27 protein-coding genes, 2 pseudogenes and 1 riboswitch are annotated in these 26886 nt (G+C 70.4%); of the genes and pseudogenes, 13 read left to right on the top strand and 16 right to left on the bottom strand.

The annotated features are described in order from the left end of the window. Nucleotides 1–278 precede the first annotated feature (278 nt). From K9S39_RS23300 to K9S39_RS23270, 7 genes and pseudogenes are all read right to left on the bottom strand, one after another. A complete protein-coding gene (locus K9S39_RS23300; RefSeq protein WP_248868923.1) occupies nt 279–752 on the bottom strand; it encodes a hypothetical protein in 474 nt (157 codons plus the stop codon). A 243-nt stretch (nt 753–995) separates the two neighbouring features. Continuing rightward, a pseudogene (locus tag K9S39_RS23295) lies at nt 996–1164 on the bottom strand (cytochrome P450); the annotation flags it as partial. A gap of 236 nt (nt 1165–1400) precedes the next feature. Beyond that, the gene (locus K9S39_RS23290) at nt 1401–2201 is read right to left on the bottom strand and encodes an ABC transporter permease (RefSeq protein ID WP_406708153.1); all 801 of its coding nucleotides are present in this window, start codon (nt 2199–2201) and stop codon (nt 1401–1403) included. A gap of 41 nt (nt 2202–2242) precedes the next feature. Beyond that, on the bottom strand, nt 2243–3250 hold the full coding sequence (locus K9S39_RS23285; protein WP_248868921.1) for an ATP-binding cassette domain-containing protein: 1008 nt from the start codon (nt 3248–3250) through the stop codon (nt 2243–2245). Between the two features lie 145 nt (nt 3251–3395). Next, a complete protein-coding gene (locus tag K9S39_RS23280; protein WP_248865286.1) occupies nt 3396–4232 on the bottom strand; it encodes a DUF4097 family beta strand repeat-containing protein in 837 nt (278 codons plus the stop codon). A gap of 118 nt (nt 4233–4350) precedes the next feature. Next, nucleotides 4351–4893 (bottom strand): hypothetical protein, encoded by a 543-nt coding sequence (locus K9S39_RS23275; protein WP_248865285.1) that lies wholly within the window; start codon nt 4891–4893, stop codon nt 4351–4353. Between the two features lie 201 nt (nt 4894–5094). Beyond that, complete coding sequence (locus K9S39_RS23270; RefSeq protein ID WP_248865284.1) at nt 5095–6585, bottom strand: AAA family ATPase; 1491 nt, start codon at nt 6583–6585, stop codon at nt 5095–5097. 310 nt (nt 6586–6895) lie between these two features. On the opposite strand from K9S39_RS23270, the gene K9S39_RS23265 reads away from it, so the two are divergent. Continuing rightward, the gene (locus tag K9S39_RS23265) at nt 6896–7525 is read left to right on the top strand and encodes a CBS domain-containing protein (protein ID WP_248865283.1); all 630 of its coding nucleotides are present in this window, start codon (nt 6896–6898) and stop codon (nt 7523–7525) included. A gap of 79 nt (nt 7526–7604) precedes the next feature. On the opposite strand, the gene K9S39_RS23260 is transcribed toward K9S39_RS23265, so the two are convergent. From K9S39_RS23260 to K9S39_RS23250, 3 genes are read right to left on the bottom strand one after another with little or no spacing between them, the layout of a single operon-like run. Then, complete coding sequence (locus K9S39_RS23260) at nt 7605–8717, bottom strand: CapA family protein (protein ID WP_248868920.1); 1113 nt, start codon at nt 8715–8717, stop codon at nt 7605–7607. Nucleotides 8718–8761: 44 nt separating this feature from the next. Further along, nucleotides 8762–9508, bottom strand: a complete 747-nt coding sequence (locus tag K9S39_RS23255; protein ID WP_248865282.1) for a PP2C family protein-serine/threonine phosphatase — start codon at nt 9506–9508, stop codon at nt 8762–8764. A gap of 21 nt (nt 9509–9529) precedes the next feature. Next, nucleotides 9530–10780, bottom strand: coding sequence for a site-2 protease family protein (locus tag K9S39_RS23250; protein WP_248865281.1), 1251 nt, complete (start codon nt 10778–10780; stop codon nt 9530–9532). 348 nt (nt 10781–11128) lie between these two features. Between K9S39_RS23250 and K9S39_RS23245 the strand changes: the two genes are divergently transcribed. Both K9S39_RS23245 and K9S39_RS23240 read left to right on the top strand, forming a co-directional pair. Further along, on the top strand, nt 11129–11416 hold the full coding sequence (locus tag K9S39_RS23245; RefSeq protein ID WP_248865280.1) for a hypothetical protein: 288 nt from the start codon (nt 11129–11131) through the stop codon (nt 11414–11416). 42 nt (nt 11417–11458) lie between these two features. After that, complete coding sequence (locus K9S39_RS23240) at nt 11459–11644, top strand: hypothetical protein (protein WP_248865279.1); 186 nt, start codon at nt 11459–11461, stop codon at nt 11642–11644. Nucleotides 11645–11953: 309 nt separating this feature from the next. On the opposite strand, the gene K9S39_RS23235 is transcribed toward K9S39_RS23240, so the two are convergent. The 3 genes from K9S39_RS23235 to K9S39_RS23225 all read right to left on the bottom strand — a co-directional run bounded on the left by K9S39_RS23235 (nt 11954) and on the right by K9S39_RS23225 (nt 14253). After that, entirely contained in the window at nt 11954–12394 is a 441-nt protein-coding gene (locus K9S39_RS23235; protein WP_248865278.1) for a DUF6344 domain-containing protein, read from the bottom strand. A 397-nt stretch (nt 12395–12791) separates the two neighbouring features. Next, complete coding sequence (locus K9S39_RS23230) at nt 12792–13202, bottom strand: DUF5994 family protein (RefSeq protein ID WP_248865277.1); 411 nt, start codon at nt 13200–13202, stop codon at nt 12792–12794. Nucleotides 13203–13266: 64 nt separating this feature from the next. Then, on the bottom strand, nt 13267–14253 hold the full coding sequence (locus K9S39_RS23225) for an acyl-CoA desaturase (RefSeq protein WP_248865276.1): 987 nt from the start codon (nt 14251–14253) through the stop codon (nt 13267–13269). Nucleotides 14254–14714: 461 nt separating this feature from the next. Here K9S39_RS23225 and K9S39_RS23220 point away from each other — a divergent pair, with 461 nt between their 5' ends. The 4 genes from K9S39_RS23220 (at nt 14715) to K9S39_RS23205 (ending at nt 18295) form a co-directional block, all read left to right on the top strand. Further along, a complete protein-coding gene (locus tag K9S39_RS23220) occupies nt 14715–15170 on the top strand; it encodes a tellurite resistance TerB family protein (RefSeq protein WP_248865275.1) in 456 nt (151 codons plus the stop codon). 326 nt (nt 15171–15496) lie between these two features. Further along, nucleotides 15497–16003 (top strand): BlaI/MecI/CopY family transcriptional regulator, encoded by a 507-nt coding sequence (locus tag K9S39_RS23215; RefSeq protein WP_248865274.1) that lies wholly within the window; start codon nt 15497–15499, stop codon nt 16001–16003. Between the two features lie 384 nt (nt 16004–16387). Continuing rightward, a complete protein-coding gene (locus tag K9S39_RS23210; RefSeq protein ID WP_248865273.1) occupies nt 16388–16561 on the top strand; it encodes a hypothetical protein in 174 nt (57 codons plus the stop codon). 405 nt (nt 16562–16966) lie between these two features. Next, nucleotides 16967–18295, top strand: a complete 1329-nt coding sequence (locus tag K9S39_RS23205) for an LCP family protein (protein ID WP_248868919.1) — start codon at nt 16967–16969, stop codon at nt 18293–18295. Here the strand turns inward: K9S39_RS23205 and K9S39_RS23200 are convergent. Next, nucleotides 18292–18609: a putative quinol monooxygenase gene (locus tag K9S39_RS23200; protein ID WP_248865272.1), complete on the bottom strand. Its 318-nt coding sequence runs from the start codon at nt 18607–18609 to the stop codon at nt 18292–18294. The genes K9S39_RS23205 and K9S39_RS23200 overlap by 4 nt on opposite strands. A 125-nt stretch (nt 18610–18734) precedes the next feature. Next, nucleotides 18735–19562, bottom strand: coding sequence for a class I SAM-dependent methyltransferase (locus tag K9S39_RS23195; RefSeq protein WP_248865271.1), 828 nt, complete (start codon nt 19560–19562; stop codon nt 18735–18737). A gap of 90 nt (nt 19563–19652) precedes the next feature. On the opposite strand from K9S39_RS23195, the pseudogene K9S39_RS42470 reads away from it, so the two are divergent. From K9S39_RS42470 to K9S39_RS23170, 6 genes and pseudogenes are all read left to right on the top strand, one after another. Next, nucleotides 19653–19844, top strand: a pseudogene (locus K9S39_RS42470) (winged helix-turn-helix domain-containing protein); the annotation flags it as partial. 108 nt (nt 19845–19952) lie between these two features. Then, nucleotides 19953–20381 (top strand): UTRA domain-containing protein, encoded by a 429-nt coding sequence (locus K9S39_RS42465; protein ID WP_319949647.1) that lies wholly within the window; start codon nt 19953–19955, stop codon nt 20379–20381. A 312-nt stretch (nt 20382–20693) separates the two neighbouring features. Beyond that, the gene (locus K9S39_RS23185; protein ID WP_248865269.1) at nt 20694–21011 is read left to right on the top strand and encodes a hypothetical protein; all 318 of its coding nucleotides are present in this window, start codon (nt 20694–20696) and stop codon (nt 21009–21011) included. After that, entirely contained in the window at nt 21011–21202 is a 192-nt protein-coding gene (locus K9S39_RS23180) for a hypothetical protein (RefSeq protein WP_248865268.1), read from the top strand. The genes K9S39_RS23185 and K9S39_RS23180 overlap by 1 nt, the downstream gene beginning before the upstream one ends. Next, nucleotides 21199–21600: a hypothetical protein gene (locus K9S39_RS23175; protein ID WP_248865267.1), complete on the top strand. Its 402-nt coding sequence runs from the start codon at nt 21199–21201 to the stop codon at nt 21598–21600. Before K9S39_RS23180 ends, K9S39_RS23175 begins: the two co-directional genes overlap by 4 nt. Nucleotides 21601–21604: 4 nt before the next feature. After that, nucleotides 21605–22729 (top strand): methyltransferase domain-containing protein, encoded by a 1125-nt coding sequence (locus K9S39_RS23170; RefSeq protein ID WP_248865266.1) that lies wholly within the window; start codon nt 21605–21607, stop codon nt 22727–22729. Between the two features lie 88 nt (nt 22730–22817). Here the strand turns inward: K9S39_RS23170 and cobN are convergent, their stop codons facing one another. Continuing rightward, on the bottom strand, nt 22818–26429 hold the full coding sequence (gene cobN, locus K9S39_RS23165) for a cobaltochelatase subunit CobN (protein ID WP_248865265.1): 3612 nt from the start codon (nt 26427–26429) through the stop codon (nt 22818–22820). Nucleotides 26430–26477: 48 nt separating this feature from the next. After that, a riboswitch (cobalamin riboswitch) is annotated at nt 26478–26585 on the bottom strand. Between the last annotated feature and the right edge of the window lie 301 nt (nt 26586–26886).

Here is a 26886-nt window from a genome sequence, read left to right as displayed (position 1 = left end):
TGGTGATGGCTGCGCGGCGTGTGCCCAGTGGTGGCCAGTGGGCGGCGGGCGCTGCTTGCCGCAAGCCGCGCTCAGCCCGCACTTGTATCAAGTACTGAGCACAAGATGCCCGCAGCCGGGATCTTGTGTCAAGTTCTCGGTACAAGTTGAGGTGACGTGGCAGGGTGATGAGCGTGCGCGTGGTCAGACGTTCACCACATGGGGCCGCCGCGGTGACGGCCAGCCCCTGCTAGGGCGCGTCGTACCGGCAGCCCTACCGGCATCGGTCCGCTACGGCCTCATCGCGGCCACTTCTCGGGCGTACTGCTGGTGACCACATGGCAGACCGCGGGCGTTCCGGGGCCCGGGGACCTACCCTCGGCGACCACCCGCACGCCGTCGAGCAGGATGCGGCAGGACGCGATCCCGTCTCTGGCAGGGGTCACCTCCACGCGGGCCTCCTCGCCCGTGTTGACGGTGACCTTCGTGCTCCACGGGAGCTTGGTGGGGCCGAGCCGCTCGACACGGTGCTCCGGTTCGTACCGGTCGGGGTTGTGCCGGTAGCGCACGGCGGTGGCCCGGGGCTCGCCACTCACGGACTCGCCCTCATAGGTGAGGTACCAGGCGCTCCCGCCCGCCTTCTCCTTGATCCATGTCGTGTGGCCCCTCGCCCACAGCACTCCGCCGACCACCAGGGCTGTCACGAGGAGGCCGAGCAGGATGAGAACGAGGTCGCCCCGGGCGAGGCGGGATGATGCCTTCTGGGGTGCCATGGGGCCTCGGTTCTCCGTGGTTCTCCGCGGTTCTTTGTGGTTCTCTGCGCTCCGCGCGCGGTCTCCGGTCGCTCGGACGCGGGCTCCAGTCGCTCGGACGCGGCCACTCGACGCGATCGCTCGAACGCGGCTCTCCGATCGCTCTGCGATCGTTCTACCACTGTACGAACGGCTCTCGGCTGTACGAACGGCTCGCGGCGTCGGATGTGGCCCGGCCGCACAGGTGCTCCAGCTCCGGCCGCCGCCGTGGCCGAAGCTCAGGTGGCCGATGGCCTTGCGGTGCAGATCGAGGGTGTCGGGGTCGGGGAAACCGCTGGGCGTCGCGGTTGGCGGCCTGGACCGAGCAGACGACCGTCTCCCCGGCCTTGATCACCCGGCCGTCCACCTCGACGTCCTCCAGTGCCGCGCGGAGCATGGATCGGCGGCCCGTGGTGCGGTTCGTCGGGAGTCCGTCGATCGGGGCCGGTCCGGCGGTGGTGGTGGACGGTGACGGTGACGGTGCGTCGTTCATGGTGTCCTCCGGTGCTTGGTACGAAGTGACGTGCCGGGTAAGAAGTGACGTCCTTGTGCGCAGGGACGTGCGGCGAGCCGCGGTGCGCCGCCAGGGGCACGTGGCTTGTGCGCATGGGGACTTGAGCGGCGGGCCGCTTACCGCTTGGCGCCGCGGTCGAAGGCCGTACGGGCCCACAGGTAGCCGGCCAGGGTGAGGCCGAGGCACCAGGCGAGCGCGACGATTCCGCTGTTGCCGATGCCGGTGCCCATGAGCAGACCGCGCAGGGTCTCGATGACAGGTGTGAAGGGCTGGTACTCGGCGAACCAGCGCAGCCCCGTGGGCATCGACTCCGGCGGGACGATGGCGCTGCCGAGGAAGGGCAGGAACGTCAGCGGCATGGGCATATTGCTGGCGGTCTCGACGTTCTTGGCCACCAGGCCCATCGCGGCCGCGAGCCAGGTGAGCGCCAGTACGAGCAGGGTGAGGAAGCCGACGGCCGCGAGCCACTCCACGGGGGCGGCGTGGGGCCGGAAGCCCATCAGGAGGGCGACGCCGACGACGAGTGCGATGCTGGCCAGGGTCTGGAGGACGCCGCCGAGAACATGTCCGGTCAGGAAGGCCGCGCGGGAGATCGACATGGTGCGGAAGCGGTTGACGATGCCTTCGGTCATGTCGGAGCAGACGCTGACGGCGACGGACAGGGAGCCGGAGGTGGCGGCCATCAGGATGATGCCGGGGGCGACATAGTCGATGTAGTCGTCGCTGCCGGTGGGCATACCGCCGATGCCGCTGCCCAGGGCGCCGCCGAAGACATAGTTGAAGAGCAACAGCATCACGAGCGGCATCGCGACGACCGAGACCGTCATGGACGGATAGCGCAGCGCGTGCTTCAGATTGCGCCGCAGCATCGTCATCGAGTCTCTGGCGGCGTCGGAGATACCGCCGGCGTGGGGCATGGTGCCTGCGCGGGACGTGGTGTCGGTGTGGGACATGGTGCTCATCGGACGTTCTCCTTCTGGGAGTTGGCCGCGTCATCGGACCGCTGGGGACGTCCGGTGAGCGTGAGGAAGACATCGTCGAGATCGGGGGTGTGCACGGTGAGCGACTCGGCCTCGATCGACGCGTGGTCCAGGCGGTCGAGGACAGCTCGCAGGGTGGGGATGCCGCCGTCGCCGGGGAGGTGCAGGGTGAGCGATTCACTGTCGTACGCGGTGGAACCGAAGAGGGTGGCGGCCGATTCGAGGGCGTTGGTGTCGGCGAACTGAAGGCGGATGTGGCCGCCTGGGATGAGCCGCTTCAGCTCGTCCGCCGTCCCCTGGGCGACCAGCTTTCCGTGGTCCAACACCACGATGCGGTCGGCGAGTTGGTCTGCTTCCTCCAGATACTGCGTGGTCAGGAAGATGGTGACGCCGTCGTCGGCGACCAGGCTGCGGATGATCTCCCACATGGTGCGGCGGCTGCGGGGGTCAAGGCCGGTGGTCGGCTCGTCAAGGAAGATGATGCGCGGCTTGCCGACCAGCGTCATCGCCAGGTCGAGCTTGCGCCGCATACCGCCGGAGAAGGTGGAGACGGGCTTGCCGGCCGCCTCGGTCAGCTCGAAGCGGCCCAGCAGGTCGGCGGCGCGCCGTCTGCCTTCGCGTCGGGGCAGATGGAGCAGATTCGCCATGAGGAGCAGGTTCTCCTCGGCGGTGAGCAGGTTGTCCACCGCTGCGAACTGGCCGGTGACGCCGATCGCGGCGCGTACCGCATCGGCCTCGCGGACCAGGTCGTGACCCGCCAGCCGGGCCTGGCCGGCGTCGGCGGGGATGAGGGTGGAGAGGATCTGCACGGTGGTGGTCTTGCCGGCGCCGTTGGGGCCGAGCAGCGCGAAGATCGTGCCTTCGGGGATGTGCAGGTCGATGCCGTCGAGCACCACTGTGTCGCCGTAGGACTTGGCCAGCCCGGTGACGGTGATCGCGGGCGGGACGGCGGGCGTGGGCGGGGTCACGGATGCGGACGTGGGCATCGACGCGGCGCCCTGCGTAGAAGCCATGGTCATGACAGGTCCCTCTCTGTGCTGTTGTCGTGGCAGGCCGGAGCGGGCGGATCACGCGGGCGGGAGCCTCCCCCATAGCCTGAACGGGCATGGGAGGTGCCCCCGGCTCATGTGGTCAGGGCCGGCCGATGATGATGTCGCCGACGCCGGTGCGGGCGCGTACCTCGACGGTGCTGCCGGCGTCGCCGGGGCCTTCGGACGGGCCGAGGGAATTGCGCACCTTGCCGAAGCGGGTCTGGACGTCGAGCCAGGCGGCGGTGGACTCCGGGATGCCGACCTCGATATCCCCGACGGCCGCCTGGAGCATGATCCGGCCACGCGCCGCCTCACCGATGCGGATGGCGCCGTTGGCGCACTTGGCCTCGACCGAGGCACGCGCGGTGTCCACGGAGATACGGCCGTTGGACGAGCTCGCCTTCAGGTCACCGGCGATCTCGCCGATCACGGACTCGCCGTTGAGGTTCTTCACCAGCGCCGCCCCGGCGATCTCGCCGATGTCGATCCGGCCCGCCCCGGCGATCTCCGCGTCTCCCGTCACACGGTTCACGCCGATACCGCCGTGGTCGGTCCGCAGATCGACGGCTGCCGCCTCGTCGACCTGGATGTCGCCGAGCGAGGTCTTGAGCCGGCACTCCCCCAGCCGGCCCTCGCAGACGAGGTCCGCCATGGGAGAGACACCGAGGAGGTCCGAGCCGGCCGGCAGCTCGATGGTCACGTCGAGCGAGCCGCTCTTGCCGAACAGGGAGCGCTTCTTGGGCCCCTTGACCAGCAACTTGCCGCCCGAGCAGGTGACTTTGGTCTGCTGCGCGGCCCGTACGTCGACGTCGTCGGCGCCATCGCTCGGCAGCACCTCGACGACGGTGTCGGTGCGCTTGCTCGCGGTGACGCGGGCGGTGCCCAGGTCGAATTCGAGGGTGACGGAGATCGGTTCGGGTGTGTCGAAATCAGGCATGGCTGTGCCGTCCTCATGACTGTGGTGTGAGTTCCCGCTGGTCAGGCGGGCGAATGAGTAAGTACGGGGAGTGCGTAAGGACGTGGGGCCGGAGGGTGGGCCGGTAGTGCGGTGCGGGCTAGCGGACCCAGCCCGTGAAGCCCTGCTGGCCCCGCCGGCGGCTGCGGGCGGCTGGTCGCGTCCGCTCGCCGGGCTGTTCCAGGGCGGTGGCGACGGCCCGTACCAGCCAGGCGTTGACGGAGAGGCCCTCCTGTCCGGCGGCGTCCTCGACCCGGGCCTTGAGGTGGGCCGGGAGCCGGAAGTTGATGCGCGCGGTGCCGCCCTCGTCACCCTCCGGGGGCACCGCCGAGGGAACCGGTGGCGGCGCGGGCATGCTCTCCCGCTCCTCGGCCTCCGCCTCCTCGAACGGCTCATGGCCCGGCGGCATCATCACCACGAACTCGGGGTCGAGCCCGCGCAGCCGTACGTCGACCGAGCCGGGCGCCAGTTCGCGGGTGACCTCCCCCATGGCGGCGGACAGGGCGTTGAGCAAGGTGAGGCGGGCGGCCGATTCCAGGGGTGTGGTGAGCCGCTCGGCCAGGGCGCGGGCTTCGTCCCCGCCCGCGTCCGCGGCGACCGCGAGCTCGTCCCGGAGGTTGTCGACGTACGGCGTGAGGTCCATGGCCCCATCATGGCACCAGCTATGGCGCCATCGCAAGCCTTCATGGCGCCTGGCTGGCGCCACATGGCGTCAGGGCCGCACGTGGCGTCAGGGCGGGCACAATTGGGGCGCCAGGGTGGCGCTCGCGGCGTCATGGTGGCACCACGCATCACCGAACCGGCGCCAGCCCCGCCCACCATCAGCCCCCCGGCCCCTGGACCCTCACTCCCCGCCGTACAACCGCTCCAGCCCGACCAGCAGCACCTCGCCCTCGCCCGCCGCGGCGCGGAGTTCCGGGGTGAAACCGGTCGCGCTGTAGCAGGCCGGGAGGGTCTGGCCGGTGTCCTCCCCGGAGGCGGCGAGGACGGTGCGGATATGGCGCAGGCGGTCCAGGTGGCGGAGGTCCATGGTCTCGTCCCAGCGGGCGAGCCCGATCGACAGCAGGACCCCGGGCCGTCCGTCGGTCATCCCGCGTACCGCCACATCGGCATCGAGGCGGGCGTGCCGCGCGGGATCGGGGACCGTGCCGCATACGGCCGCTTCGGGGACGCCACCGTAGGTGTCCGAGGCGGCGTACTCCATTACCCAGTTCCGGCACAGTTGGGCGAAGTGCGGTGCGACCACGGCGGAGTCGAAGCCCGAACGGGCCCGGCGCCAGACCTCGGCCACGTCCTCCTGCTCCAGCGACACACGGTTGGGCCAGGCGACGGCGTGCTCGAAGGCCAGCAGTGGCTCCGCGATGCGGTAGTGCGTCAGGCCCGGCCGGAACGCGTCGGGCTCGCCGTACAGCAGATGACGGTTCTCCATCACCGCCAGCACATGGGACACATCGTTCAGCGAGCCCTCGACGCATTCGGTGATCTCACCACGGGTGGAGCAGCCGGACGCGATCGCGACCAGCGCGGAGTGGCACAGCGCCCGGTCGGCGTGGTCCGCCTCCTCCTCCAGCAGATGGCGCGCCTCCCAGAAGAGGGGCACCCGCGGATTGAGAGCGGTTCTGCACAGCCACGCATCGAAGTCGTCCGGGCCGGCGGGCGCGTCGTCGCATACGAAGTCGCCCCGGTACGCGGGAGTTCCGCCCACCACAGCATGGACCTGAACCGCGAGTCGCGGGTCGTCGATGCCCCAGAACCGCGCCGCCTTCCGGAAGTCGAAGGGCCGCACCACGAGTTCCAAGGTGGCGAGGTCGTGCAGCGAGGAGGGGCCCGAGAAGAGTCTCGTCACGATGGAGGGGCTGCCGCCGCTGAGGATCAAGCGCGCCCGGTTGTGCGGACGTTCCTTGTGCAGGCGGCGGTACGCACTGTGAATGACGGCGGGGAGCGCGGGGCTCTGGCCGACGAGGTCGGGGAAGTTGTCGATGACGGCGGGGGCGGGGCGCTCATCGCCGAGCGCCAGCAGCGCGTCGACGGCTTCCTCCCACCGGCGCCAGTCGGGCGGCTGCGGCGCACCGGTGTATGCGGCAAGACGGTCGGCGAGACGGCGCAGGGACTCGGCCTGTGCCGCGGCCTGGCCGTCGAAGTAGAACCCGCCGGTGGCCTTGATCATGGCTTCCAGCAGGTAGGTCTTGCCGTGTCTGCGCTGTCCGGAGACGAGGCCGAGCGTGGCCCCCGGGCGCTCGTCGCACACAAAGCGCGCGAGGGCGTCCCACTCGGCCTCCCGGTTGAACATCTGGTCGGGCCTGGCCGGGTGAGCAGCGGCATCCGACGACGACACGGCCGCTCCCCTCGCTTACCGGCATGGGTTCTCGCTTACCGGCATGGGTCCTTCAGTGCGTTCCTCGGCGCATTCCTCAGTGCGTTCCTCAGCGCTCTCCAGTTCCAAGGCTCTCCAGCAAGTACACATCCGGCGATCGGCGCGTGCCCTGCCCGGTGGTCCGTCCGGGGCACGTCCGGCGCGCGGTCCGCTCGGCCCTACCCGCGGGCCGACGTGCGGTGCAGGCTCGTACATACGGGACACCTGCCATGCACGAGTCCCACGCACGCCTCCGTACGGGACACCCGCCGCCTCGAAGGGACGGCCAGCGATGAGGAACCGCAGCGTTGCCGACCTGATGACGCCGAACGCGGTCACCGCCCAGCCCGGCACCACGTTCAAGGAGATCACCCGCCTGCTCGACGAATACGGCATCACCGCCGTACCGGTCGTCGACGAGAACGAGCGGACGGTGGGCGTGGTGTCCGAGGCGGATCTGCTGCGCAGACAGTCGAAGGAAGGGCCCAGCACGGCCGCGACACTCATGACGAGCCCCGCCATCGTGGCGCGGCCCGAGTGGAGCGCGGTGCTCGCGGCACGGACCATGGACGAGAAGAAGATCAAGCGCCTTCCCGTGGTCGACGACTCCGGCCGCCTCATCGGCGTGATCAGCCGCCGGGACATCCTGCAGCTGTTCCTGCGGCGTGACCGCGCGATCCAGGAGGAGATCCTGGAGGACATCCTGACCTGCACCCTCGGCCTGTCGCCGGCCGCCCTCACGGTCGACGTCACCGACGGCAAGGTGACGCTCAGCGGCACCCTGGAGCGCAAGAGCCTGATCCCCATCGTCGTACGGCTCTGCGAGAGCGTGGACGGGGTGGTGGAGGTGGTCGACCGGCTGGCGTTTGAACGCGATGACACACCGCAGGAACGCGCTGACACACCGGATGGCGGGTGCTGACACACCGGATGGTGGGTGGTGAACTGTGCGGCTGTGCGGCATCGGATCACCTCGGTCGTCGAGGTCCCCGCCGGCCCGCTCAGGCCGGCCGCAGTACGAGCGTCCCCTCCGGCTCGCCCGTCCCGCACGGGCCGAAGCCGGAGCCGATCCGGTCGAAGAGCGCCCGCAGCCACCGCGCGTCCTCCGACGACGCGTGCCGCAGCCGCATCCGCCAGGCCTGGAGCGGTGTGATCCGCAGGTCACGGAGCCGGCCGGTGTCCGGCTCCAGCAAGGCGAGGTACACCAGCCGCAGATCGTCCCGGTACTGCTCGTAGCCGGTGATGCCCTCGTAGTCGTCGATGAAGTCGCCGCACCCGTAGAGGATGAGCTTTCCCCGGTACGCCTCCAGGGGACGGGGGTGGTGCGAGGAGTGCCCGTGCACCACGTCCACCCCGCCGTCGATCAGCGCACGCGCGAAGGCGACCTGGTCACGGGGCACCTCATAGCCCCAGTTGGAGCCCCAGTGGACCGAGGCCACCGCGATGTCGCCGGGCCGTTTCACCTGCCGTATCCGGGCGAGGATCGCGTCCGCGGCGGTGTCCGAGGGCCTGGGCACGAAGTCCACCCCGCCGTGGCGTCCGGTCGCGGCCCAGGTGCCCGGGATACCGCTGGACGGCATCCCGAAGGAGAGCACCACGACCCGGCGGCCCCCCTCGACGGGCACGATCGCCGGACGGCCGGCCGCCTCGGCGTCGCGGCCCGCGCCGGCCGTCCGCAGACCCGCGCCCGCCAGGGCGTCGAGCGTCTCGTCCAGTCCGCGGTGCCCGAAGTCCAGGACGTGGTTGTTGGCCAGTACGCAGACGTCGGGGCGAGCGGCTGCCAGGGAGGGGAGGTTGCCGGGGCTCATCCGGTAGTGGACCTCTTTGCCGGGGGCGAAGATGCCGTCCCCCGTGACGCTGGTCTCCAGATTGACCACTCGGGCGGCGGGCGCGGCGTCATCGAGCACCTGGAGCGCCTCTCCCCACGGCCACGCGAAGTCGACCGGCCGGGGGATGGGGCCGTTCACCGCCTCCGCGAGCGCGACATAGTCCCGGGCGTCGTGGACGTACCACTCCCGCAGCGCGGGGTCACCGGGATTCGGGAGGATCTGGTCGACGCCGCGGCCCAGCATCACATCACCGCAGAGGAACACGGTGATCACATCACCGCCCATGCCACCAGGCTGGAGCAGCACGTCGATACCCTGCCCCGCCCCCGTCACTCCGATGTCCCCCCGATCCCGATCAGCGCCAGCGTGATGTTGTCCGGGCCGCCCGCCTCGATGGCGGACTTCCACAGCTCGAAGGCGGCCCTCCCGTTGTCGTGGGCCCGCAGCAGGCCGGCGACATCGTCCTCCGGTACCGGGTCGGTCAGGCCGTCGGTACACACCAGATAGCGATCGCCGGTGGCCAGGGGCGAGGTCCGCACATGCGGGGTGACGGCGTTGAAGCGGGTCGAGCCGCCCAGTGACTGGGTGATGACGGGGGTGCTGCGCTGCCCCGGCGGCAGCGGCGGGCTGTCGTCCACGCTGACCTGCCGCAGGCCGTCCCGGGCGTCGAGCACCCTGCTGTCGCCGACGTTGAACACCAGCGTCGAATCCGGCAGCACGACGGCGCCCGCGACGGTGGTGCCCATGGTGGTCAGCTCCGGATCGCGGTCGGCGGCCGTGTACACCGCGTGATTGCAGAGCTTCAGGACGTCCCGGACGGCTTCCTCGCTGTCCAACGACGGGCCGTACGCCGCCAGGTGCCGGACGGTGAGGGCACTGGCCACCTCGCCCCCAGGCTGCCCGCCCATTCCGTCGGCGACCGCGACGACGAGCGGTTTGCCGAGCGGGAAGACCAGCGTCTGCGGGTTCTCCGTCACGGTGCCGCAGAGCGTCCACGGACCGACCACCAGGCTGTCCTCGTTGTGCTCACGCATCAGCCCGGGATGACTCAGCGCAGTGACCGTTACATACCGCATTCGCATCGCCCTCCCACGGACTCAGCCGGTCCCGTCACCGGGCGGCCGCTTGCCGAACCCCCAGCCGGTCCCGTCACCGGGCGGCTGCTTGCCGAACCCCCAGCCGGTCCCCTCACCAGTCCCGCTGCCGCCGTCCCCCTTGCCCGTCCACCTGCCGCCCAGCGTGTGCCGCTGCATCAGCCGGTCGATGTCCTTCCCGGTGACGATCCCCACCAGGTGCCCCGCGTCCACGACGAGGATGCGCATGCCGGTACGCATGTTGAGCTTGTCGAGCGCCTCGCTCAGCAGATCGTCTGGAGCGGCGACGGCGCACTGGGACAGCGGTGTCGCCACCTCACGCACCCGCAGCGTCTCCCGGCGCACCTCCGGAATCCCCGCAAGCCTGCCCACCTGGACGATTCCGCTGGGCCGGCCCTCGAAGTCGAGCAGCGGCAGCACGGAATGGCGGGCCGGCACCGCCACCTCGTCGATGAAGCGCTGGACGGTCAGCCAGTCGGCGCCAGTTGCCACCGGGCTGGACATGGCCTCGCCCACCCGTACGTCCCCCACGGCGGTGTTCATCGCGGTGCGGCGCTTTTCCGCCCCGGCGATGATCATGATGAAGAGCCCAACGAAGACGATCCAGAGTCCGCCCGGCGCCCCGCGCAGCACCGAGATCCAGCCGAAGGCCACCATCAGCACACCCATGACCTGGCCGCTCCGGGAGGCCGCCAGCTCCGCGCGGTCCCGGTCCCCGGTACGCCACCACAGCAGTGCCTGTATCACCCGTCCCCCGTCGAGGGGCGCGGCGGGCAGCATATTGAACACCCCCAGGAACAGATTCGCCCAGCCGAGCCACACCAGGACGACGGCGGGCACCGCCGCCCAGCCGGCCAGCGCATGCAGCCCGAGGCCCGCGCCGAGCGCGGCGCCGCCGATGACAAGGCTGGTCAGCGGCCCGCTGACGGCCACCAGGAAGGCCGCACCGGCGGTCTTCGGACGCCCCATCCGGGTCATCCCGCCCAGCGCCCACAGCGTCACGTCCTCGACCGAGATCTTCTTCCGCAGGGCGGTGGCGGCATGTGCCGCCTCGTGGAGCAGCAGGCTGCCCATGAGCAGCGCGGCCCCCGCGACGCCGCCGAGGGCGTACACGGTGTCCGAGCGCCCCGGAGTCCACACGGGAAGGGTCCGGCTGCCGAGTCCATACGCGAAGAGGCCCACCAGCAGCGGCACGCTCCAGTGCATCCGCAGCGGTACTCCGACAACATGTCCTACACGGACCGACCCGTTCATCACCTCTCCCGTCCACCACAATTGTCCCTCGGAAGTCCTCCGTGCCGCCGCCGGGGTGGACCGACGACCTGCCCGACGATCTGCCGACACCACGACCGACGACACCCGCCACGGCCTGATCCATGCCCTGGCAGAAGGCCGCCTGACCGGCACCCCGCCGCACCGCTCGGCCGGCGCCCCGACCCGGCGTATTTCGGCGCGCACGCCCTACTCTGGAACGTACGGACATCACTGCTCTACGGACGGCATTGCCGGACGACACCACCGCTGGGCGAACACCACGGCTGGACGGACGGCACGGCTGGACGGACGGCACTGCCGACGGGACGGCGCTGCCGGAGGTGCGTCATGGGACACAGCCACCACTTCCATCTGGACCGGGCCGCCCACTCGATCACCGTGAACATCGGGCCCGGCCGGGACGGAGAGATCGAGCTCCTGGTCGACGGCAAAGTGGTCGCGTACCAGAAGGAGCACGGCCGGGGGACGACCGCGCTGACCGGCGAGCTGCCCGACGACCCCGTCCGCCCGTTCCGGGTCTGGATCCGCGAACCGCGCCTCGTCCCGGCCCCGCCGCACTGCACGCTGGAGCTGGACGGCGTGGAAGAGCCGATGCCGGAGCGCCTGCTGCTGTGAGCAAGCTGCCCACCTGTAAGCCGGCCACTCGCCTGCTTCAGCGTGAACAGCAACAACTTCCTCAATCGCGGGAACCCGAACGACAGCGGAAACATCGAAAGCACCAACGGGTCCACCAACAGCGCCCATTCGGTCGAGGGCGGCCAGGTGGGCAGCAGCGACATCCAGCGGATCGTCGACGGTCACGGTCCCGGCCACCGTCACGGCCGCCAGCTCCTCCCCCTCTGACAGGGTTACGCCACCCACCGCAGCGGACCATAGCCCACCGCAACCCACCACAACTCACCGCACGAAAACGCCTCCCTCTTCGTCACGGTGTGGTCCTGCCCCTCGGGGTTGATACCCGCGGTCCTGCTACTGGGCACCCCGGAATCCACCAAGCGTGACCAGCGGCCGGTTCCCCGCATTCACCCTGTCCGACCACGGGATTCACTGTGCCGGCCGTTGGGCCGGCACCGATCCACACCCTGTGGACACGATTGCGGGCACAGCCGGGGCCGGGCCCTCGTGCAACCGGGGCCGGGTCCTCGCGATCCGTCAGGCCAGGATCCTCGCGGGCGTACGGCGGCGGGCCGCCGGGATGGTCGCGGGGATCTTGTCCGCGTCGGTGCCGGTGTCCAGCACGGCCCCCGCGGGGACGGTGTGCAACGGCTCGACGTCGGTGGCGAGCCGGGTACGCGCGGTGGGCGAGGCACCGTGCGCCTCGGCGCGGATGCGCTGCTTGATGGTGGGCGGCAGCTGCGCATCGACCCCGACCGTCCGTCGGCCGAAGGGGGGATGGCCGTCAAGCGGCATACGGTCACGGTCCGGCTCGGTGTCCCCCGCGGCGTCCGGCGCAGTGTCCCTCACACCGTCCTCGTACACCGCCGCCTCCCGGCGCGCCGCCGACGCCGCGGCGGAGACCCCCAGCGAGGCCAGCAGCTTGCCGAGTACGGCAAGACACACCGCCCAGAACTTCATGACCTTGGTCGCAGCCACGGCCCCTCGCTTTCGGTAGAGATCTCGCCGACGGGAAGATCTGTTGCGGTTTCTTATGATGAGTACGCAATGCGAGGAACCGGGGAGCGACGCCCCGGGGTGGCGTTCTTCGGACAAAACCCACCCGTATGCACCACGGATCGGCATCAGGCGTACCCACCGGCCTTTCCATCCACAGTCGGGAGGGGACGGTCGCAGGACGGAGTCCGGAGGCCCGTCACCGCACCCGAAAAACAACGCCCGCCGCAGGCGCAACGGCGCAACGGCGGGAGAGCCGAAGACGACGCAGGCCAGGCGCCCCCCCCCCCCCGCCGGGAAAGCCGACAACGTGGGGCGCAGGCCGGCCGCAGGCGCCCCCCGGGGCCGGACGGCCGACAACGGCGAGCAACCGAGCGGGCTACCGCCCCGCGAGGCCCGCCACATCCGACATGGCCCGAATGGCCTCCGCCTCCGGCGTATCCGGCGGCAGCAACAGCAGATCCCACCGCCCGACGCCGGTGGAGACCAGGCAGACGGTGTCCGGGCCGGGCCGGTTGGCGGTTCTGCGCAGCCGGACCACATGGCCCCCGACGAGGATGTGGCAGGGCAGCTTGGGCCACCTCGCGCCGTTCACCGTGACATGGGTCATCCGCGGCCAGTCGAAGGGCAACGCGGCCAGCAACTCGGGCAGTTCGGTGACGAGATCGGTCGAGTGCGGCCACCAGATCCCGTCGATCCGGCGTGCGGTCCCGCTGTGCGGGGCGATGGCCAGGCGGGCGACGGGCGGCGGGGCCGGGTGTTCGGGGTGAGCACCGGAGGCGGTGGTCATGGTGTGCTCCTGGCAGGAGGTCACGGGCGGTGCGTCACGGGCGGCGCAGCACGGCCAACACCCCTCAGCCCGCCGCCTGGACGCGGCGGGCCGCGACCCGGGCCGGGTCCGGCCAGCGCACATCGCGCACCCAGCCGGCGCGTTCGAAGAGCCGGATGAGGGCAGCGGACGGATCGACCTGACCGCGGTCGACGCCGTGCCGGGCGCAGGTCGGGTCGGCGTGGTGCAGGTTGTGCCAGCTCTCGCCGAAGGAGAGCAGGGCGAGCGGCCAGAGGTTGGTGGCCCGATCGTGGCGCCGGGTGCGGAACGGCCGCGCACCGATGACGTGGCAGAGGGAGTTCACGCTCCAGGTGACATGGTGCAGCAGCGCGATCCGGATGAAGCCCGCCCACAGCAGGGCGGTCAGGCCGGTGACCCATGACCCGCCGATGGCCCAGCCCAGCGCGAACGGCAGGCCGAGGGTGAGCAGACACAGCGCGGGGAACGCCCGGTCCACCGCGCGGATGCCGCGGTCGGCGAGCAGATCGGGCGCGTAGCGCTCATGCGAGGTGGGGTCGTCGCCGAAGAGCCAGCCGATGTGCGAGTGGACGAGCCCGCGCAGCTGTCCGCGCAGGCTGGTGCCGTAGCGGTACGGAGAGTGCGGATCGCCGGGGCGGTCGGTGAAGGCGTGGTGGCGGCGGTGGGTGGCGACCCAGTCGATGACATCGCCCTGGAAGCTCAGCGACCCGGCGATGGCGAGCGCGATCCGTAGCGCGGGGGTCGCGGTGTAGCTGCCGTGGGTGAGGCCGCGGTGGAACCCGACGGTCACGCCGAGGCCCGTGACGACGTAGAACACGGCGGCGAGGACGAGGTCGGTGGGGCGTACCACGCTGCCCCACAGCAGGGGGATGGCGAGCGCGAGGCCCACGAACGGGGCGATGACGATGATGCCGGTGATCGCCATATACATCCGGCGGCCGCCGGTCGGCGGGGCTACATGGTCTTCGGTCGGGAACGGCGACGTCCCGTCGTACGGCCGGCTGGACGGGGCGCTGCGTGCGGTGGACGTCACAAGTCGTCGCCTGCCTTAGGAGTAGGGGGCGGTGGCCCGGCCTCACGCGACCCGGCGTGGGTGGTGTCGCCGCGTGACCGTTTGTGTGGCCGCAGGCGGAACGACGGGTGTGGGGACGGGTGCCTGTGGTGGTGGACGGGCCGTCCGGTCGTCTGGGCGTTGACCCTCATGAGGAAGAGGATCCCCAGAGCGACCAGCGCGAGCAGCACGATCACGGTCAAAAAAGTCTGCATGGGTGCTCACCTCTGGCACCTTGCGACGAGTCCGGCGCGGCCGCCGGAATACGAATTCCCTTCGATGCTTCCACCGTACGCGAACCCGGACCGCCAAATCACCACAAAAGAGACGATTATCCTACCGATCTACCCAGGTGGGGACCATCCCGTCGGGTAACTTCTACAAGCCTGTAGATTTTGCTTGCGCATGACCCGTGTTCACAGACGATGACCTAGGAGAACCCCATGGCCCTGTGGGACCGGATCAAGGAATCCGCCCAGACGATGCAGAACCAGCTCGTCGCCAAGAAGAACGACCTCAAGAGCGGCGCCTTCCGGGACGCGAGCATGGCGATGTGCGCCCTGGTGGCCGCCGCGGACGGCACCGTCGACGCGTCGGAGCGCCGGCGGGTGGCCCAGCTCATCGCCACGAACGAGGTGCTGCAGAACTTCCCCGCGGACGATCTCCAGCTGCGCTTCGACGGCTATCTCGACAAGCTGACCGCCGACTTCGACTTCGGCAAGGTCGCCGTCATGCAGGAGGTCGGCAAGGTGAAGAAGAAGCCGGTCGAGGCGCGAGCCGTGATCCAGATCGGCATCGTGATCGGCGGCGCCGACGGCGACTTCGACAAGACGGAGCAGGCGCTGGTGCGTGAGGTGTGCTTCGCGCTGGGCATCGCGCCGGCCGAATTCGATCTCTGAGCTCGACCTCCGAGGGACGGACGAGAGGGGGTGGCCGTGGCCACCCCCTCTTCGCGTCCGGGGAGCCGGCCCCACGTCTCTTTACGTCCGGGGAGCCGGCCCCACGTCCAGGCGCCGCACCCACGTCCGGGCATCGCGTCCGCGTGCAGGAACCTGAAATCTACAGGAGCGTAGAAGTTGTGGCCGCGGGGAGATGACGAGTGCGTGCCAGGCGAGAGGCCGCGCCGGGAACATGCCGTACGGACCCCCTCCGCATACCCGGGCGCTCAGTAAAATGCCCCGACGTCCCGGCCAGCGGGGCACCCGGCGCGACGGGAGGCGACAGCATGGGCGGCAGGCCCCTCGGGAAGGCCCCCGGCAATTCGGTCGGGGACTCGCTCGGCGGTGCCGACTTCGGCGGGCGGTTCAAGGCCGCCGGACACGGCCGCGGCCGCCGGCGCGGGCAGGGCCAGCTGGAGGCCCAGGTGCTGGCCGCGCTGCACCGTTCACCCGGCCCGGTCACCGCCGCGTGGGTCCAGGAACGGCTCGGCGGCGATCTCGCGTACACGACCGTGGTGACGATCCTGTCCCGGCTGCACGCGAAGCAGGCCGTCACCCGCGAGCGCGCCGGCCGCGCGTACGTATGGACCCCGGCCGCCGACGAGGCCGGGCTCGCCGCGCTGCGGATGCGCCGTGTCCTGGACGGCGAACCGGACCGGGACGCCGTCCTCACCAGCTTCGTCTCCGCGCTCTCGGCGCACGACGAGCAGTTGCTGCGCACCCTCCTGGACCGCGCCACCGCCGAGGACACCGACCAGGAGCCCGGCCAGAGCCCCGGCCGGGGCGGCAGCTGACCGCCCGCACTGTTCGTCGTTCTCAAGGCGGCGACGCCGTCGCGACGGCAGACTGATCCACGTTCGGGCTTCCGCTATCGGGCTGGTCCACGCTCAGGCCGGTCCACGTTCGGGCTGATCCACAACTGGCCCACCGACTGTGCCTGAACACCTGACGCTCCGCAGCCTAGGCTGTGATCCACTGCCCTGAGCAGCGATCCGCCTCCTCGACTGTGATCCACTGCACAATCGGACAACTTCTACAACACTGTAGATACGATCGGTAGAATTTGCGTCGGACACATGCAACAGGCGCGGCCGAAGGGGGAGATGGCGACGGAACGCGGACTCCTGACCTGGGATTGTCCGCCTCCAGAGGCGGAGGTGCGATGGGTATACCAGCCCGTGGAGGTCCAATACCCCGACGGCACATGGGAGTTGGGACGGATCAGCGCCTGGTGGACGGACGACACCGGCGACGAGTGGTGCCGGCTGCGCACCCTCTCCGGCGGCCCCCGTCCGCGATGGCTCCGTTACGACTCCGAGTCCGTACGACTCCTCCCCAGCACCGGCATCTGACCCCCGGCCCCCTCCCGCCGAGCTCTCCGAGCTCGCCCCTGCTGCCGCCTCCGGCCGCCGATGCCGCTCCCTCCCCCACGAAGCATGTGAAGGACCAGAAGGGCCACCGGCGTGCATGACAGGCAAATACAGAGGCAGTCGCGCAGGCAGCCGCGAAGGCAATCGCAGGGGCAGCCGCAGAGGCAGGCGACGCCCCGGCGGGGCACCGGGCCCCCGGGCGACGGGGCGGATACGTCCGGCGCGCCCCGCCGCAGAAGCGCGGGCCCCAACTCCCGCAGGGCCGACGCCCCGTCCCATAGGGCCGATGCCCCGTCCCATAGGGCCGCCGGCGGCTCCCGGAGGGCGGGCCGGGCATCCGGCAACGGCACCGGCCCCCGTACCGGCTCCGGCAACGGCAAGCTGCGGATCACCCGCCGCGGCCGGATCGTCGCCTGGACCGGCGGCCTCCTCGGCGTCCTGCTGCTCGGCACGGCCGGCGTCGGCGCCTGGGTCTACTTCACACTGGACGGCAACATCCAGGGCGCGGACATCGGGCTCGACGGCGACCGGCCCGTCAACCTCAGCCCCGGCTCCAAGAACATCCTGGTCGTCGGCTCGGACAGCCGCGCGGGCGCCAACGCCAAGTACGGCAAGGGCCTGACCACCATGCAGTCGGACACCCTGATGCTGCTGCACATCGCCGCCAACCGTAAGTGGGCCACCGCGCTGTCCTTCCCGCGCGACTCCTGGGTGCGGATACCCGCCTGCGAGCGCGGCGACGGCTCGCGGTCCACCCCGCACCACTTCAAGATCAACGAGGCGTTCTCGATCGGCGGCGAAAGCGGCGACATCGGCAAGGCCGCCGCCTGCACCATCAAGACCGTCGAGAAGAACACCGGCCTGCGCATCGACAACTTCGCCTCGATCGACTTCCAGGGCTTCAAGGGCATGGTCAACGCACTGGACGGCATCGAGGTCTGCCCCAAGCACGCCATCCACGACAAGAAGGCCCATCTGGACCTGGACGCGGGCTGCCAGACCGTCCGGGACGAGAAGGCCCTCGGCTATGTCCGTACCCGCTACAGCGTCGGCGACGGATCCGACCTCGGCCGCATCGGTCGCCAGCAGGAGTTCATGAAGGCGCTGCTCACCAAGGCCCAGGCCAAACTCACCAGCCCCGGCGATCTCTACGGCTTCCTCGACTCGGCAACGAAGTCGATCACCACCGACAAGGATCTGGCGGGACTCAAGCCGCTCTACGACCTCGCCGCTACGGTCAAGGACATCCCCAGCGACCGCCTCACCTTCCTGACCGTGCCCAACTACTACCGCGAGGCCGACGTCCCGACCGACAAGGCCAATGTCATCTGGCAATACCCGCAGGCCGGCGATCTGTTCAGCGACGTCGCGCACGACCGCGAGATCGGCCCCGCGGGGAAGAAGAAGCTCGCCGAGGCCGCCAAGCACCCGGTGACCGCGCGCTCCGTCCGGGTCCGCGTCCTCAACGGCACCGGCGTCGCGGGCCAGGCCGCCACCGCCGCCGCCCGCCTGCGCGGACTCGGCTTCACCGTCACGGCCACCGGCAACGCCCCGGCCACCGACAAGACCACCATCGGCTACCCCGCCCCGCTCAAGCCCCAGGCCCAGGTGCTGGCCTCCCGCTTCCCCGACACTGAGCTGAAGCGGTCGGCGGAGGCGACGGCGGGGGAGGTCACGCTGACGGTGGGGCCGGACTTCGCGGCAGTGGGGGGCTAGACCGTCGCCACCTTCCCCGCGATGGTGTCCAGGAACGTCACTTCGACACCGGACAGGTATTGCTCGCGTTCGGCCAGGAACCGCTTGGTGTGCGGCTGCGCCTCATGTGCCTCGAACGCGGCGCGATCGGCGTACAGCTCGTAGAAAACGCGGATCAGGGGCTCATCCACGGGGATGTGGGTGACGTACGCGAGCGTGCCGGGCTCCTGCGTCTTGATCCCCTCCAAGGTGCGAGCACACAGATCATCAAAGGCAGTTGCCGCGTCCTGGTCGCGCAACGTAAAGCGAACGAACAGCGCGAAACCTTCGCTCATCAGCACTCCTTCCAGTGGCGCCAAGTCTGTCCCGCAAGCGCATGGTGAACGAGTCCGGGAACAGAGACCGCTCGTCGGCCCGACCGCGTCCGCCGTGGCCCGCTGCCGCTAAGAGGGGGATGGTTCTATGCCCGCGCCACGGCGAGCATGTGCGATGAAGCGGCGAGGAGCTCAGGGTACGGCTCCGCCAGCTTCGCCGCTTCAAGAGCAGCATCGAACAACGAAGAGTCCGCGAGGTGTTGGCCGGTGTGTTGCTCTGTGGCTTTCAGCGCCCCCCACGCGGGGCCTTCGATCCCATGCACCGTCACCCCCGCCAGTCCGGCGGCGGTCATCTCCTCGGCGAGTTGATCAGCCGTGTGGAAGTACGCGGCGGTGAAGCCCTTGCGACCCGGGTCGTGACGACCGGACGCGAGGATGTCCACCACCGCATCACGTACCCGGTCCTTTGTGCCGAGCCATGTGGTAGCCGTGTGCTCGAACAGTGAGGCGTACCGGCCGATTGCCGCAGCGGCGACCAGGCCACCCGGCCGTACCGCCCGGCGCGCCTCTCGAAGGGCCTTCAGTCTCTCGCGACGGTCGAGCAGGTGGTAGAGCGGGCCGAGGACCAGCACGGCATCGTACGAATCGTCATCGGCGGTCAGCTCCCGCGCGTCCCCCAGCTCCACCGTGGCCCCGGCCTCTTTGGCCTGCTCCACATGCCTCGGCACCGGGTCGACCAGATGCACGGTGTAGCCGTCCTTCACAAGCCATCGGGCATGCGCCCCCGGGCCGCCCCCGACATCCAGCACACGAGCGGGCGGCTCAGGCAGGAAGCGCCGAAGCAGTTCCTGGGTGCGGACCATCTCCAGAACACCGTCGGCGGACCCAGTCAGCCGCTCGGCTTCGTTGCTGGTCTCGCCATAGAACTCCAGGATTTCGGGAGCGACGGCGAGGCGGTCTCGTTGTGTGGTCATGGACGCAGTCTGGCCACTGGTCCACAGCCGACGCCAGACCCTAACCTGACCGGTTGACCGGTCAGCCCTCCTACGGAAGTGCAGCCCCGCATGCCGCAACTCAAGTACGAACAGATCGCTGAGTCCCTTCGCGCGCGGATCGCCGACGGCGAGTTTGCCCCCGGTCAGTTCCTCCCATCGAGCCGTGACCTGTGCGAACAGTGGCGCGTCTCCCGTGCCACAGCGATCAAGGCCATGGAGATACTGCGGGGCGACGGCCTTGTCATCCCTCACCAAGGGCGTGGATTCACGGTCACCGAAACTCCGCTCGCCCGACCAGCAGGCTCCCGGCGTGCCGGCACCAGCCGCACTACTGGAGGGCGCCCTTTCCGCCGACTGGGAAATCCGGAGATGCTGACACCTCCGGCTCACATCGCCGACGCACTCACACTCTCCCCACGGCAAAAGGCCCTGCACCGCGCCCGGCTCGTGCTCAACGATGACGGCACGCCCATGTCGTACGTGGTCGCATGGTTCCCTCCGGACATCGCCGAAGTCTGCCCCCGCCTCGCACAGTCGGGGCCCATCGCCGAAGGCACCACACACTATGTGCGCCGTGAGACCGGCCGCGGACCGGTGCAGGGTACGGACATCACCACCGTCCGCCTCGCAACGAAGCACGAAGCGGAACTCCTGGGGGTGAAACGTCCCGCCGCGGTCGCCGTGGACCTCCATACCGCTCACGACCAGCACGGCAGCGCCTTGGTCTGCGAGGAGGGCGTCACACCCTCCGCCCTTTGGAAACGCACCGACACCTACCCGATGGGCGAGGAAAGCTGACGGCACATCTTGACTGGACCGGTCCACCGGTCCAGTGTGGAGTCACGCACATACGCAGAGTGCGCACACGACTACCGATGCCCTCAACTCCCCCATGTCATCGAGCCGATGGCGGTCGCTGCGACCACAGTTGCAATGACCGTCAGGCGCCAGGACCACAGGAAAACCTTGGCCTGCACTGACAACTGCGCCTTCTCGATGCGTGCGTGAGCATGACTCACTTCCAAACGAAAACACGCGCCACACACATGACCCCCGCAACCGCGCGACCGGTCCGGGGGCGTGGCCACCAACCCCCTGGAGGTTGACGACATGAGCGAGCCTAGCCGAAGGCTCATCGAGCTACTGCTACGGCTGTTACTGCCCGCGCGCGGGCGCCACCGGGTGGTGGGCTCACTGCGTGCCCCGCGCCACGAAGACGTACCGCCACCGCACCCGAGCCACGTACCTGTCCGGCAGCCTGTACTACTACGTGGCGAGGACTCGCCCCTCGTCCGGCCGTACGTGCTCACCAGAGAGGAGCTTCAGGAACGGCGGCTGCGACGCAAGCGGCGCCGGGTGTTGTGGCTGGCCGTCCACGGAATCGACGCAGGCCCGCGCTGGATTCACAGCGTGCAGGTGGTGAGCTGATGGCCCGCATCTGCCACCCCGTTCACCTCAAGGAACCGGCGTCGGAGCCGGTGCCGGTCGCCGGGTGCGATGTGTGCATGGCCCTGGCCGAACAGCGCGCCAAGGCGCACGCCGTCGGGGACAAGTCGAAAGCGACCGACTACAACATCGAGATCCGCAGCCACCCCCACCCGAAGACGGTGCGCCGTTGACGACCAACACGCGGAAAAACAGCGAGGCCGCAGCCGACGTCTACGTTGCGCCTGGTTCCACCGACCCTGGTCACTGCCCCGAATGCGCTCTGCTGGCAGTCCAACTGCACGAAGTCCTCCAGGCGGAGAACAGCCTCCCCTTGCGGGAGATGCTCGACACCGTGACGACGCACATGGGGCTGCGGCCCCACCGCCGTCCCCCGACCGCCAGCGCTCTGCGCGTCCGGGCAGCAATCAAACCCCAACCAGAAGTGAGCAACCCCAACCAGAAGGAGGAGATCGTGCACTTCACACAGATGTCGGACAGCGGCAGGCACGGCGGTCCGCCGGAGGACAAGCCGTGGACGCCTCCGCCCACCCCGCCGTCACCCGACGGCGACCGGCCCAAGGTGGCATGAGCCGATGACCGACCCCCAAGAGGGGCACGCCGCGCTCGTCCGGTCTCTGGACGAGCGCGGCCTGTTGACCCCCGAGTGGCGCGCCGTATGGGAACGCACCCCGCGTCAGGCGTATCTGCCTGAGCAGGTCTGGCGGCAAGACCCCGACCGATGCCGTCCGGTCACGACGGCCGAAGAGCGCGGTGCCCTGGTGTCCTCCGATAAACCAGTCGTCACGCAGGTCGACGACGGAGCGGCGGACGGCCCCGGGGTCGCCACCTCGTCCAACAGCATGCCGTCGATGGTGGCGAGAATGCTGGGCCTGCTCGATGTGCGCGACGGGCAGCAGGTCCTGGAGATCGGCACCGCCACCGGCCACGTCGCCGGGTTGCTGTCGGCCCGGCTCGGCGACGACCGCGTCACGAGCGTCGAGATCGACGCGTCACTGGCGGCGCACGCGGAGCGTTATCTGTCGGCCGCCGGATACCGGCCGCGGCTGGTCGTCGCCGACGGGGAGCACGGCTGTCCGGCCGGCGCGCCGTACGACCGGATCATCGCGACCTGCGCTCTGCGACATGTTCCGTACGCCTTGGTCCAGCAACTACGGCCGGGTGGGGTGCTGGTGGCGCCCAGAATGGGCGACTTCTGGTGCGGCGCCCTGGTCCGCCTCACTGCCGACGAGGCCACCGCCGACGAGGACGGCACCGCGTCGGGCTCGTTCGCGGGGAGTGCCGCCTACATGCCGATGCGCTCCCACCGGGGCACCACCGGCGTCACCCCGGACACCTCCTCGCCCCGCTCGCGGTCCACCGAGGTCCTTCCTCAGGAGACGCTCACGCTCGGATTCGCGCTGTACGCGGGCGCCCGCCTTCCCGACGTCACGCTCATTGAAGGGCGTACTGAAGGGAGCCAGGGCACAGACCCCCGCGTGTGGGTGCACGACAGTCGAGGCTCGGGTGCCATCGCGGATGCCGACGGCACCGTCACCGAGTTCGGGGAGTGCAGCTTGTGGGGTGACGTGGAGGCGGTCTGGCGCGAGTGGGACGAGCTGGATCGTCCCACCGATGCTGATATGGGGCTGACGGTCACCAAGACCAGCGAGCGCGTTTGGGTGCGGAGGCCCACCGGGGTCATGTACCCGGTCGAGTAGCGGCCTCCGCTGACTCAGCACGGCCGCCCCCTAGGACTTCCGGCGCTCCGGGGGGCGAAACTCCCGCCCCCCGGAGCCCCAGCCGTCCTCAGTCCTCCCCCTCCAAGTCCCCCTCCGTCTCCAGGAACGCCTCACGCAGCGCCGCCAGTGTCTCGGCGTCCGGCTTTTCCCACATGCCGCGGGATTCGGCCTCCAGGAGGCGTTCGGCGATGCCGTGCAGGGCCCAGGGGTTGGCGTCCTGAAGGAAGGCGCGGTTTTCCGGGTCCAGTACGTAGGTCTGGGCGAGTTTGTCGTACATCCAGTCGGCCACGACTCCCGTGGTCGCGTCGTAGCCGAAGAGGTAGTCGACGGTCGCGGCGAGTTCGAAGGCGCCCTTGTAGCCGTGGCGCCGCATGGCCTCGATCCAGCGGGGGTTGACGACGCGCGCGCGGAAGACGCGGGAGGTTTCCTCCACCAGGGTGCGGGTGCGGACGGTTTCGGGCCGGGTCGAGTCGCCGATGTACGCCTCGGGGGCGTGGCCGCGCAGCGCCCGGACCGTGGCGACCATGCCGCCGTGGTACTGGAAGTAGTCGTCGGAGTCAGCGATGTCGTGTTCGCGGGTGTCGGTGTTCTTGGCGGCGACGGCGATCCGCTTGTAGGCGGTCTCCATTTCGTCGCGTGCCGGACGACCTTCCAGGCCGCGGCCGTAGGCATAGCCGCCCCACACCGAGTAGACCTCGGCGAGGTCCGCGTCCGTGCGCCAGTCGCGGCTGTCGATGAGCTGGAGCAGGCCCGCGCCGTAGGTCCCCGGGCGGGAGCCGAAGATGCGGGTGGTGGCCCGGCGTTCGTCGCCGTGGGAAGCGAGGTCGGCCTGGGTGTGGGCGCGGACGTGGTTGTCGGCGGCGGGCTCGTCGAGGGACGCGGCGAGCCGTACGGCGTCGTCGAGAAGGCCGATGACGTGCGGGAACGCGTCGCGGAAGAAGCCGGAGACGCGGAGGGTGACGTCGATACGGGGGCGGTTCAGCTCGGGGAGGGGGATGGGCTCCAGGCCGGTCACGCGGCGGGAGGCGTCGTCCCAGACGGGGCGGACGCCCAGCAGGGCGAGGGCCTCGGCGACATCGTCGCCGGAGGTCCGCATGGCGCTGGTGCCCCAGAGGGAGAGGCCGACGGACTCCGGCCAGTCGCCGTTGTCCGTGCGGTAGCGCTCCAGGAGGGAGTCGGCCAGGGACTGCCCGGTTTCCCAGGCGAGGCGGGACGGGACCGCCTTGGGGTCGACGGAGTAGAAGTTACGGCCCGTCGGCAGGACGTTGACCAGGCCGCGGAGCGGGGAGCCGGACGGGCCCGCCGGGACGAAGCCGCCGTTGAGCGCGTGCACGGCGTGGTCGAGTTCGTCGGTGGTCGAGGAGAGGCGGGGGACCACCTGGCGGGCGGCGAAGTCGAGGATGTCGGCGACCTGTTGGCCGTGGCCGGCGGTCACGGAAGCCACCGCAGTCGGGTCCCAGCCGGCGTCCTCCATCGCCTGGACCAGCGCGCGGGCCGTGGCCTCCGCCTCGTCGGCCGTGGTGCGCGTCGCCCCGGACTCGTCCAGGCCGAGGGCCTCGCGCAGCCCGGGGAGGGAGGAGGTGCCGCCCCAGATCTGGCGGGCGCGCAGGATGGCGAGGACGAGGTTGACCCGCGCCTCTCCGGTCGGCGCGCTGCCGAGGACGTGCAGGCCGTCGCGGATCTGGGCGTCCTTGACTTCGCACAGCCAGCCGTCGACGTGGAGCAGGAAGTCGTCGAAGCCGTCGTCGTCGGGGCGTTCGTCCAAGCCCAGGTCGTGGTCGAGCTTGGCGGCCTGGATGAGGGTCCAGATCTGCGCGCGGATGGCGGGCAGTTTGGCCGGGTCCATGGCGGAGATCGCGGCGTACTCGTCCAGGAGCTGTTCCAGGCGGGCGATGTCGCCGTACGACTCCGCGCGCGCCATGGGCGGGACGAGATGGTCGACGAGGGTGGCGTGCACCCGGCGCTTGGCCTGGGTACCCTCGCCCGGGTCGTTGACCAGGAACGGGTAGACGAGGGGGAGGTCGCCGAGCGCGGCGTCGGGGCCGCAGGCGGCGGACAGGCCCGCGTTCTTTCCGGGCAGCCACTCCAGGTTGCCGTGCTTGCCGAGGTGGACCATGGCGTCCGCCCCGAAGCCTCCGTCCCGCTGCGCGGCGGCGATCCAGCGATAGGCCGCCAAGTAGTGGTGCGACGGCGGCAGATCGGGGTCGTGGTAGATCGCGATCGGGTTCTCGCCGAAGCCGCGCGGCGGCTGGATGAGGATGAGGAGGTTGCCGCGGCGGAGGGCCGCCAGGACGATGTCCCCCTCGGGGTTCCGGCTGCGGTCGACGAACATCTCGCCGGGCGGCGGGCCCCAGTGCTCCTCGACGGCGTCGCGCAGTTCCTGCGGCAGCGTGGCGTACCAGCGCTTGTAGTCGGCGGCGGGAATACGGACCGGGTTGCGGGCCAGCTGCTCTTCGGTGAGCCACTCCTGGTCGTGGCCGCCGGCCTCGATAAGGGCGTAGATCAGCTCGTCGCCGTCGCCGGACGCGAGGCCGGGCACCTCTTCGGTGCCGAAGTCGTAGCCCTCGGAGCGGAGGCGGCGGAGGAGGGCGACGGCGCTGGCGGGGGTGTCCAGGCCGACCGCGTTGCCGATACGGGAGTGCTTGGTGGGATACGCGGAGAGGACCAGCGCCAGGCGCTTGTCGGCGGCCGGGATATGGCGCAGGCGGGCGTGGCGTACGGCGATCCCGGCGACCCGGGCGGCGCGCTCGGGGTCGGCGACATACACCGGCAGACCGTCCTCGTCGACCTCCTTGAAGGAGAACGGGACGGTGATCAGGCGCCCGTCGAACTCCGGTACCGCGATCTGGCTCGCGGCGTCCAGCGGGGACAGGCCCTCGTCGTTCTCCTCCCAGGCGGCGCGCGTTCCGGTCAGGCAGAGCGCTTGGAGGATCGGCACATCCAGGGCGGCAAGCGCGCCCGCGTCCCACGATTCGTCGTCGCCGCCGGCCGATGCCTCGGCCGGCTTGGTGCCGCCGGCGGCGAGGACGGTGGTGACGATGGCGTCGGCGGCGCGGAGTTCCTCGATCAGCTCGGGCTCGGGGGCGCGCAGCGAGGCGACGAACAGCGGCAGGACCCGGCCGCCGGCGCGCTCGATCTGCTCGCACAGGGACCGTACGAAGCCGGTGTTGCCGCTCATGTGGTGGGCGCGGTAGTAGAGCACGGCGACGAGCGGGGCGTCCGCGGCGACGCCGGGCAGCGGGGTGTGATCCAGGCGTCCCCAGGTGGGGGCGGGGGCCGGCGGCTCGAAGCCGTGGCCGGTCAGCAGCACCGTGTCGGAGAGGAAGCGGGCGAGCTGGTCGAGGTTGGCGGGGCCGCCGTGCGCCAGGTAGGCGTGCGCCTCGGCCGCGATACCGACCGGGACCGTGGACGCCTCCATGAGCTGGGCGTCGGGGGCCTGTTCACCCGTGAGGACGACGACCGGCCGGTGCTGGTCCTCGGCCAGCAGCAGATCGAGGCCCTCCTGCCAGGCGCGGATACCGCCGAGGAGTCGTACGACGACAAGATCGACGCCGTCCAGCAGCGCGGGCAGCTCGTCGAGTTCGAGGCGGGCGGGGTTGGCGAGCCGGTACGGCACGGGACCGGTGGCAGCGCGGGCGCTGAGCAGGTCGGTGTCGGAGGTCGACAGCAGCAGGAGCATGCGAGCGCAGGCCTTCCTCGGGGTGTCCGCGCCCCGGGTGGTCGTGAGGACGGCGGGAGTTCCTGACTCACCCGGTGGTGGCCGGGTTCACAGTGGCGGGACCGCGCCGGATTCTCACCGGGCTTCCTCCCTTGGGCCGTAGGGCCCGGCGCCGTCGCTGGCGTCGGCGGGCCAGCTGACCCACCGACCTGCATAGTAAGGGCTGGGGGCGGGGCGGGGGAGGGGGCCCTGGGGTCGTGGGAACGGGTGGGCGGGGGCGCCTGGCGTAGGGGGTGTGCGGCTGCCCGGTTGGGGGTGCGCGGCTCTTCGCCCGGCGCTTTGGGTGGGTAGGGCGCCCCGTCTCGGGTGGGACGGACACCTCTTCTGGACGGAAAGTCCGTATCTTCTGGATGGAACGTCCGTATCTCCGTCTCTTCCGGGCGGAAAGGCCGTATCTCCGCCCGAATCTCCTCCATAT

The sequence above is a fragment of the Streptomyces halobius genome (assembly GCF_023277745.1).
GTDB classification, from domain to species: Bacteria; Actinomycetota; Actinomycetes; order Streptomycetales; family Streptomycetaceae; genus Streptomyces; species Streptomyces halobius.
Note: the sequence above shows the minus strand (reverse complement) of the source record. Positions and strands in the feature narration are given on the sequence as shown.